The following is a 9,036-nucleotide window of genomic DNA, read 5'->3' on the forward strand; positions in this document are numbered from 1 at the left end:
TTACCTCGGCTTGTGGATATGCGCGCTCTGCACCAGACCATACGCCCAGAGCAGAACTAACATCACCGTCCCGCCATAGGACACGAAGGGCAGCGGCGCGCCCTTCGCGGGCGCAAGGCCCATGACCATCGACATGTTGACGGTGATGTAGATGAACAGCGTCCCCGCGATCCCGATGGTCAGGAGCGAGCCGTAACGGTCCTTGTTCGTGACGCCGGACGACATGGTGAAGAACAGCAGCAGCGCATAGAGCGTGAGCAGCGACATGCCCCCTACGAAGCCCAGTTCTTCCGCCAGCGATGTGAAGATGAAGTCGGTGTGCTTCTCGGGCAGGAAGTTCAGGCGGCTCTGCGTGCCCTCCATGAACCCCCGTCCGGCCCAGCCACCGGAGCCGAGCGCGATCTTCGCCTGCGTGATGTGATAGCCCGCCCCCAGGGGATCATTCCCCGGGTCGAGAAACGTGTCGATGCGCCGGAACTGGTAGTCGTGCAGCAACTGCCATGGCGTGCCGCGGCTGTTGAGCACCAGCGCCACCGCGCCCACCACCAGGGCGATGACGACGGCAAAATAAATCCAGCTGACCCCTGCCGCGAACATCAGCAGCCCGCCCCCGGCAATCAGCATGGTGGAGGTGCCGAGATCCGGCTGTTTCAGCACCAGAACCGTCGGCAGCACGATGATGAGCAGCGGGATCAGCACCCAGAGCGGACGCGACACCTTCCGCACGTCCAGCCAGTCGTAATAGGCGGCGAGCAGCATGATCATCGCGATCTTCATGATCTCGGACGGCTGGACCATCATGAAGCCGAGATTGATCCAGCGGGTCGCCCCCATCCCGGTGTGGCCGAACAGCTCCACATAGACCAGCATCAGGAAGGCGGCCATGTAGACCGCGCCCGACAGGTTGCGCCAGAGCCAGATCGGCACGAAACCCACAAGGAACATGATCACGATGCCAAGGCCGAAGCGCATCATCTGCGGCTCCGCCCAGGGCTGCATCGATCCGCCGGCGACGGAGTAGAGCATCAGGAAACCCATGGAGCAGATCGCGCTGATCAGCACCACGAGCGGCCAGTTGATATGCAGGAACTTGCGCAGGCCCGTCGGCACCTGCTTCAGGTTGGATGCGAGATAGGTCATGCGCGTGTTGTCCGGGGCGGCGGCGCGGCAGGGGTGGGCGCAGGCTCCGCCCCTTCCGCAGGAGGGGCCACGGCAGTCGGGCCAAGACCGCCGCCCAATGCGAACTTTACCATGTCCCGCGCGATGGGCGCGGCCACGGCTGAGCCGCCTCCGCCATGTTCCACAACGACGCTCACCGCGATGCGGGGGGCGTTGAGCGGGGCATAGGCCACGAAAAGCGCATGATCTCGCCGGTTCCACGGAAGCTGATGGTTGCCGAGCACCCCCGACGCCCGCTCCGCCGCCGAGATGTTGCGGACCTGCGATGTGCCTGTCTTGCCCGCCATGAGCATGGCCTCATCGGCGATGCGGGAGCCACGTGCGGTGCCGGTGCGGCCGTTCATCACCTGGTCCATCCCCCGGCGAACCTGCGCCAGATGCGCCGCAGGAAGGCCCAGATCCTCCCCCCCCGGCACCGGTTGCTCAATGCCGTCGATCGACTTGATAAGCCTCGGCAGCACATTTCGCCCCGTCGCGATCCGCGCCGTCATCACGCAGAGCTGGAGCGGTGAGGTGAGGTTGAAGCCCTGCCCGATGGAGGCGTTGATCGTGTCGCCCACGAGCCAGCTTTCGCCCCGCGCCTGCCGCTTCCACGCCTGCGTCGGCGCCAGACCTTCCGCCACGGCGGAGAGCGGCAGGTCATGACGAACCCCAAGCCCGAGAAGCCGGGACATCTCGCTGATCTTGTCGATCCCGACGCGCTGCGCGATCTCGTAGAAGAAGACGTCGCAGGATTGCGCCAGGGCCTCGACCAGCGACACCCGCCCGTGCCCTCCGTGCCGCCAGCAGTGGAACCGGCGCCCGCCATAGGCGAGATAGCCGGGGCAATAGACGGTGTCGGCCGGATCGAGCATTCCCGCCCGCATCGCGGCCAGCGCGGTCACCATCTTGAAGGTAGAGCCGGGCGGATAGGTGCCCTGCACCGTCTTGTTGGCCAGCGGACGATGGTCGTTCGACATCAGGGTCCGGTAGTCGGCCACGGAGATCCCCCGCACGAACAGGTTCGGGTCGAAGGACGGCGCAGAGACCAGCGCCAGCAGATCGCCATTGTGCACATCCATCACCACCGCGGCGGCGCTTTCCGCGCCCAGTCGGTCGAGCGTGAAGCGTTGCAGCCGATGATCCACGGTGAGCTGCACGTTGCCGCCCGTGTCACCCTCCTCCCGGCTCAGTTCCCGCATGACGCGACCGACGGCGTTCACCTCGATCCGCTTGGAGCCGGCGGTGCCGCGCAGCACCTCCTCCATCCGCTGTTCGACGCCGTTCTTGCCGATCTGGAACTTCGGGATCTGCAGGACTGGATCGCGGCTTTCCAGATTGGCCAGATCGCTCTCGCTCACCGGGCCGACATAGCCCGCGACATGGGCAAAGTCGCCCCGGAGCGGATAGAAGCGCGACAGGCCCACTTCAGGGGTGACCCCCGGCAGCGCCGGACCGTTCACCGCGACCTCGGAGAACTCTCTCCACGACAGCCGATCCACCACGGTGATCGGCACGAAAGCCGACCGGCGGCGGATCTCGCGCAATGTGCGCTCTATCTCTTCCTCCGACATCGGGATCACGCGCGACAGGCGGTTCAGCACTTCGCCGACATCGCCCGCATCCTCCCGCACGATGACGACGCGGTAGTTCTGCTCGTTGCCCGCGATGATCGTGCCGGTGCGATCCGCGATAAGCCCGCGTGTCGGCGGGATCAGCCGGATGGAGACGCGATTCTCCTCCGCCAACATGCGGTACTGGTCGGCCTGATCGATCTGGAGATAGCGCATCCGCCCCGCCAGAAGCGCGAGAACGCTGACCTGCAAGCCGCCAAGGACCAGCGCCCTCCGGGTGATCCGGCGGCTGCTTTCCTCCACATCCTTGTCATTACGCTTCATGCGCGTCTCCCCAACCTGTCCTGCTCGGGGTCATGCAGGGCAAAGACGAACCGTGTCGCGAGTACGACCACGGGATAGGCGATCATCGTTGTCAGCACGCGCAGCATCTCGGCGGAGAGCGCCGCCTGCGGGACCAGTGCCGCGGCGAGCACCAGCCGCTCCAGCAGTGTCATCGCCACGAGCACCGCCGCGACCATCGCCCACTCCACAGGAAACGGCAGCCCGCGCAAAAGCGCAACCCGCCCCCGGATGAATTCGGTACCCAGCAGAACGATTGCCGCCCACAGCCCGGGCGGACGGTGATAGAGCATGTCCTCCAGCAGGAACACCGCGATGATAAGCGGCGCAGGCACGAAATCGGGCCTGCGCAGGATCCAGGCGAATGCCAGCGCGATCATCAGGTCAGGGCCGGGGAGGGTCGGGGGCAGCGTGCTCAACGGCAGGATGCGGATGATGTAGAACAGCACCGCGAAACCCACGAAAATCGCCCTGTAGATCCACCGCTGAAGGGCGAGCGGATCAGCCATCCGTCCGCGCCCCCGAACGCTGCGTTCCCCCGGCTCCTGCTCCTTGCGCGTCCAGGGGCGGCGGTGGCGGCCCGAAGGGCTGGTCGGGCACGATGATGAGCCCGCCGGGATCATCAAGCTGCTCCGCCAGGTGGCTGCGCAGCACGCGAAGGAAGTCGAGCCGCTCGTAATCCGCCGAGAGCCGCGCCCGAAGCCGCCGGTCCGGCCCCTGCGCCACCTGCCCGACCAGCAGGTCCGAGGGGAACACTCCGCCATCCCCCGAGGTCACCACCCGGTCGCCCGGCCGCACCAGATCGGGCGCCTCGATGAAGTCCAGCGGCGGCGAGGAGGTATTGTCCCCCGACAGGATCGCGCGTTGACCCGACGGCTGGATCGTCACCGGGATCCGGCTGTTGGAATCCGTGAGCAGAATCACACGGGAGGTGGTCTGCCCCACACCGGAAATCCGCCCCACCAGCCCCAGCCCGTCCATCGTCGCCCAGCCGTCCATGATCCCGTCACGCGCGCCCACGTTCAGCAGCACGGACTGCCGGAAGGGGGAGCCGGAATCGGCCAGCACCACGCCCGTCACATGGGTGAGCTTGGGGTCGAGCCGCACCTGGTTGAGCCCGAGCAGCTTGGCATTCTTCTGCTCCAGCTGCAGCGCCGCCTCCTTCCACGCCTTCATCTGCTGAAGCTCGCGGCGGAGTTCCTGATTCTGCTCGTAGATCCGCGCATAGGAGCGGAAATCATCGATCATGTTCGCCGCCTTGGTCACCGGGACCAAGGCCCAGTCGAGCGACGGCACAACACGGTCGATCAGCGCGGCGCGGAAGCTTTCCACCCGCGGACTGTCGATGCGCCAGACCATGAACAGCCCGATGAGCAGCACGAATGCCGTGCCGATCAGCAATCTCCTGATCGGGCGCATGTACTCAACATGGCCGTTGCGGTCTCTTGCCACCGATGTCCCCCGGCGCCGGTCGTTGAGCCGGGTTCTCCGGCCCGACCTCAGCTATCGTAGTCGATCACATGCCGAAGCTGTTTCTCATACTCCAGAGCCTTGCCCGTCCCCAGCGCGACACAATTCAGTGACTGATCCGCAATGGAGATGGACAGCCCCGTCTGCTCCCGCAGGCTCAGGTCAAGATCGCCGAGCAGCGCACCGCCGCCGGTGAGCATGACGCCGCGGTCCACGATGTCTGCGCCCAGATCGGGCGGGGTCGCCTCCAGCGCGATCATCACCGCGTCGCAGATCTGCTGCACGGGTTCGGCCAGCGCCTCCGCCACATGCGCCTGATTGATCTCCGTCTCCTTCGGCACGCCGTTCAGGAGGTCGCGCCCGCGCACCAGCATGGAGGCGCCGCGCCCGTCGTCGGGCATCCGCGCCGTGCCGATGGAGGTCTTGATCCGCTCCGCCGTCGCCTCGCCGATCAGCAGGTTATGGTTGCGCCGGAGATAGGAGATGATCGCCTCATCCATCCGGTCGCCGCCCACCCGGACGGAGCGCGCATAGACGATATCGCCCAGCGACAGGACGGCCACCTCGGTGGTGCCGCCGCCGATATCCACGACCATGGAGCCGGTGGGATCGGTGATCGGCATCCCCGCGCCGATCGCCGCCGCGATCGGTTCGGCGATCAGACCCGCGCGCCGCGCGCCCGCCGAGATCACCGATTGCCGGATCGCCCGCTTCTCCACCGGGGTCGCGCCATGCGGCACGCAGACGATGACCTTCGGCTTGGTGAAGGTCGTCCTGCGGTGAACCTTGCGGATGAAATGCTTGATCATCTCTTCCGCCACGTCAAAATCGGCGATCACGCCCTCGCGCATCGGGCGGATGGCCTCGATGGAGCCGGGCGTGCGGCCGAGCATCAGCTTCGCGTCCTCGCCAACGGCAAGAACCTGCTTCTTGCCATCCTTGACGTGGTAGGCCACCACCGATGGCTCGTTGAGGATGATCCCCCTGCCCTTGACGTAGACGAGCGTGTTCGCCGTCCCGAGGTCAATCGCCATGTCGGACGAAAACAGACCCGCAATACCCATGCCCTGAGACTTTCCGTGTGCAACCCTAGAAGATGAAGGCCGCGAGTCTACCCGCACGGCGGCCAGTCCTTCGTATAGAGCGCACATGACTTGAGCGAAAGGGGCGGGTCGGGTCGACAGGCGCGTTTCCGCACGTCGTGATCACCTGCGGCACCGGCGGAACCTTGCCGTTTCCACCTCAAGATGCAAGCGGGGCGGCGCCGGCAAACCGACACCGCCCCTTTTGCCTTCGGCCGGCCCGTCAGGAGACGGCGCGGACCTCTTCCTCCGGTTTGGTCTTTTGACGCCGCACGATCAGGTTGTTCAGCGCATTCACATAGGCCTTGGCGGAAGCGAGCATGGTATCGGTATCCGCTGCCTGCCCGGTGACGATCTTGCCGTCTTCCTCCAGCCGGACGCTCACGGTGGCCTGTGCATCGGTGCCCGCGGTGATCGCGCTCACCTGATAGAGCTTCAGCCGCGCCTGATGCGGGAACAGGGCCTTGACCGCATTGAAGGCCGCGTCGACCGGGCCGTCGCCCGTCGCTTCGACGGATTTCTCTTCGCCGCGGATGGCCAGCGTCAGCTCCGCCGACTGGCCTTCCGTCCCGCAGACGATCCGCAGGCGGCGGATCTGGATCGCCTCATCCGCGGCCTCATTCGCCGTTTCCGTCACCAGCGCGACCAGATCCTCGTCGAAGATCTCCTTCTTGCGGTCGGCCAGCGCCTTGAAGCGGACGAACACGTCGTTCAGCTGGTTGTCGGAGGTCTGGAAACCCAGATCCGCGAGCTTGGTGCGCAGCGCCGCACGCCCGGAATGCTTGCCCATCGCGATATTGTTCGCGGTCAGGCCGATATCCTCGGGACGCATGATCTCGAACGTCTCCACGTTCTTCAGCACACCATCCTGATGGATACCCGATTCGTGCAGGAAAGCGTTCTTGCCCACGACCGCCTTGTTGAACTGGACGGGGAAGCCGGACACCTGCGCGACGACGCGCGACAGGTTCATGATCTTCGTGGTGTCGATGCCGGTCCGGTAAGGCATGATGTCGTTGCGCACCTTCAGCGCCATCACCACCTCCTCCAGCGCGGTATTGCCCGCACGCTCGCCCAGGCCGTTGATCGTGCATTCGATCTGCCGCGCGCCAGCCTCCACCGCGGCGAGGGAGTTCGCCGTCGCCATGCCCAGATCGTTGTGACAATGGGTGGCGAAGATCACCCCGTCCGCGCCCGGAACACGTTCCAGCAGCATGCGGATCAGCTCGGCGCTTTCGCGGGGCGCGGTATAGCCCACGGTGTCGGGAATATTGATCGTGGTGGCGCCCGCCTTGATCGCCGTCTCCACCACGCGGCAGAGGTAATCCCGCTCCGTCCGCGTGGCGTCCATGGGCGACCACTGCACATCCTCACAATGGTTGCGGGCACGGGAAACGGTGGCATGGATCTTGTCGATCATCTCATCCTGCGTCAGCCGCGTGATGTCGCGGTGCAGCGGCGAGGTGCCGATGAACGTGTGGATCCGCGCGCGGGGCGCGTATTTCACCGCTTCCCAGGCCCTGTCGATATCCGTGAAACTGGCGCGGGCGAGACCGCAGATGACCGAGTTCCTGGCGTTCTTCGCGATTTCGCTCACCGCGGCGAAGTCACCTTCCGAGGCGATGGGGAAGCCCGCCTCGATCACATCCACCCCCATCTCGTCGAGGAGGGTTGCGATCTCCAGCTTCTCCTCATGGGTCATGGTCGCGCCGGGCGATTGCTCCCCGTCACGCAGAGTGGTGTCGAAAATCAGAACGCGGGCCTGATCGGCGGAAGCGGTGGCGGTCATGGAATGTCTCCTGCTGTCTTGCGATGCCTGTCGGGTGTCTGGCGCGCGGATACCTCTGAGCGGTCGCGCCTGACGGCACGCTCAGAGGCAGCTAAGGAGAAGGAGCCCGCGATACGGCAGGGCGCAGGCTGCGCCGCTGAAAACAGTGATATGCCGGTTCGCGTTCATGCGGCGGACTATAACCGGCCAGCGGAGAAAGAAAAGCGAAAGTTTTGCGTCATTGGCGCAGCTTTTTCCAATCCGTAGCATTCCAGGGGGCGATTTTCTGATATCCTGTGCCTATCCGCTCCCCCAAAAAGCCATTTGGAGGCGCGCCCATGCGTATTGTTGCTCTCGTCATTCTCGCCTGTTCATTCGCCCTGCCCTGTGCCGCGACGACCCTGACTTTCGACGATATACCGGGATGGCACGACGGTCCCGCCCCCATCGCCTGGCGGGAGGGCGGGGCGACCGTCTCCGCCGATCCGAATTCCGACGGTGTCGTCTGGTATATGCGGCCCGGCGCGGTGCATCTGGACGATTCGGGCACGTCGCTGACCAGCGGCGTCACTCTCACGACCGGCGGGCATTTCCGCGCTCTGGGTATGAGCGTCGTCGGCTATGATCTTGCGAGCTACGTCGTGACGCCGGATGAGTGGGACATGCGCCCGGTGCCCTATGACAATATCGCGGTCGAAGGATTCCGAAACGGGCTGTCCGTCGCCTATGCCCGCTTTTCGACGGGGCTGACCGGTGGGGCGTTCAGCTTCTCCTTCGGAGCGGAGTTTCGCGGCCTCGATATGCTCCGCATCGCCGCCATTGGTCCCTGGGACCAGAGCTTCGACGGCCTGCCCATTGAATGCGGCGATGCCCCATGCGGGCATGTCGATCTCGACAGTGTGACCATCGCGCCCGTCCCCTTGCCCGGAGGGTTTGTCCTCGCGCTTGGCGGGATGGGGGTTCTGGCGGCGCTGAGGCTGAGGCGGCGTCACGGGGCGTGACGCTTCCAGGCGGGAAAGCCGGCCCCGTCTTTCGCTGCCTACTGAGCGGGCTGTTCGGAACCTGAAGCGCCCGCCTCCGGCAGGTCCAGCTCTCCTGCCGACCAGTTACCGCTCACCTCGCGGCCGGAGGCATAGCGGAAGGTGCCCTGTCCGTTGCGGCGACCGTCGCGGAAGGCGCCGGTATAGACATCACCAGAGGGATAGGTGGCCACACCCTCCCCCGACATCGCGCCATCCGACCAGGCGCCTTCGTATCGGAAGCCGTCGGGGCGGGTGAACGTGCCGGTGCCATCCCGCTTGCCGGCGCGGAAGGTGCCCTCATAGGCCGAACCATCGGGATAGCGCGCCGTGCCCTGCCCCTCCGGCTGCCCTCCGATCCAGTCGCCCTCATAGGTCTGGCCCCCCGGATAGGTCATGCGGCCCCTGCCCTCCGGCTTGCCGCTGGCAAAGCTGCCCTCATAGACCAGCCCGTTGGCCTGCGTGAGCTTGCCAGTGCCCGCGATGCCCCCACCTGCCCAGTCGCCCTCATAGGTGGAGCCGTCGGCATAGGTGATGCGCCCCTGCCCTTCCGGGCGGTCGGCGACGAATGCCCCCTCATAGACGGAACCGTCGGGATAACGGGCGGTGCCGCGCCCCTCTCT

8 protein-coding genes are annotated in these 9,036 nt (G+C 65.7%); 1 reads left to right on the forward strand and 7 read right to left on the reverse strand.

The window, feature by feature from the left end:
* The 6 genes from rodA to CN97_RS16650 all read right to left on the reverse strand — a co-directional run bounded on the left by rodA (nt 1) and on the right by CN97_RS16650 (nt 7,415).
* Nucleotides 1-1,140, reverse strand: a complete 1,140-nt coding sequence (gene rodA, locus CN97_RS16625) for a rod shape-determining protein RodA (protein WP_035713768.1) — start codon at nt 1,138-1,140, stop codon at nt 1-3.
* Entirely contained in the window at nt 1,137-3,056 is a 1,920-nt protein-coding gene (gene mrdA, locus CN97_RS16630; RefSeq protein WP_051911339.1) for a penicillin-binding protein 2, read from the reverse strand. Before mrdA ends, rodA begins: the two co-directional genes overlap by 4 nt.
* Nucleotides 3,053-3,583: a hypothetical protein gene (locus tag CN97_RS16635; RefSeq protein ID WP_035713769.1), complete on the reverse strand. Its 531-nt coding sequence runs from the start codon at nt 3,581-3,583 to the stop codon at nt 3,053-3,055. The genes mrdA and CN97_RS16635 overlap by 4 nt, the downstream gene beginning before the upstream one ends.
* Nucleotides 3,576-4,526: a rod shape-determining protein MreC gene (gene mreC / locus CN97_RS16640; protein ID WP_035713770.1), complete on the reverse strand. Its 951-nt coding sequence runs from the start codon at nt 4,524-4,526 to the stop codon at nt 3,576-3,578. Before mreC ends, CN97_RS16635 begins: the two co-directional genes overlap by 8 nt.
* A 47-nt stretch (nt 4,527-4,573) precedes the next feature.
* The gene (locus tag CN97_RS16645) at nt 4,574-5,608 is read right to left on the reverse strand and encodes a rod shape-determining protein (protein WP_035713771.1); all 1,035 of its coding nucleotides are present in this window, start codon (nt 5,606-5,608) and stop codon (nt 4,574-4,576) included.
* A 241-nt stretch (nt 5,609-5,849) separates the two neighbouring features.
* The gene (locus CN97_RS16650) at nt 5,850-7,415 is read right to left on the reverse strand and encodes a 2-isopropylmalate synthase (protein ID WP_035713773.1); all 1,566 of its coding nucleotides are present in this window, start codon (nt 7,413-7,415) and stop codon (nt 5,850-5,852) included.
* Nucleotides 7,416-7,732: 317 nt separating this feature from the next.
* On the opposite strand from CN97_RS16650, the gene CN97_RS16655 reads away from it, so the two are divergent.
* Nucleotides 7,733-8,395 (forward strand): VPLPA-CTERM sorting domain-containing protein, encoded by a 663-nt coding sequence (locus CN97_RS16655; RefSeq protein ID WP_035713775.1) that lies wholly within the window; start codon nt 7,733-7,735, stop codon nt 8,393-8,395.
* Between the two features lie 38 nt (nt 8,396-8,433).
* Here CN97_RS16655 and CN97_RS16660 read toward each other — a convergent pair.
* Nucleotides 8,434-9,036, reverse strand: a 603-nt coding sequence (locus tag CN97_RS16660) for an MORN repeat-containing protein (RefSeq protein ID WP_035713777.1), incomplete at its 5' end; no start/stop codon positions are given.

The sequence above is a fragment of the Haematobacter massiliensis genome (genome assembly GCF_000740795.1).
Lineage (GTDB): Bacteria > Pseudomonadota > Alphaproteobacteria > Rhodobacterales > Rhodobacteraceae > Haematobacter > Haematobacter massiliensis.

Excerpts from the sequence above, each read along its gene's own strand:
- rodA (WP_035713768.1), bottom strand. The coding sequence starts at position 1,140 with ATGACCTATCTCGCATCCAACCTGAAGCAGGTGCCGACGGGCCTGCGC.
- mrdA (WP_051911339.1), bottom strand. The coding sequence starts at position 3,056 with ATGAAGCGTAATGACAAGGATGTGGAGGAAAGCAGCCGCCGGATCACC.
- CN97_RS16635 (WP_035713769.1), bottom strand. The coding sequence starts at position 3,583 with ATGGCTGATCCGCTCGCCCTTCAGCGGTGGATCTACAGGGCGATTTTC.
- CN97_RS16645 (WP_035713771.1), bottom strand. The coding sequence starts at position 5,608 with ATGGGTATTGCGGGTCTGTTTTCGTCCGACATGGCGATTGACCTCGGG.
- CN97_RS16650 (WP_035713773.1), bottom strand. The coding sequence starts at position 7,415 with ATGACCGCCACCGCTTCCGCCGATCAGGCCCGCGTTCTGATTTTCGAC.
- CN97_RS16655 (WP_035713775.1), top strand. The coding sequence starts at position 7,733 with ATGCGTATTGTTGCTCTCGTCATTCTCGCCTGTTCATTCGCCCTGCCC.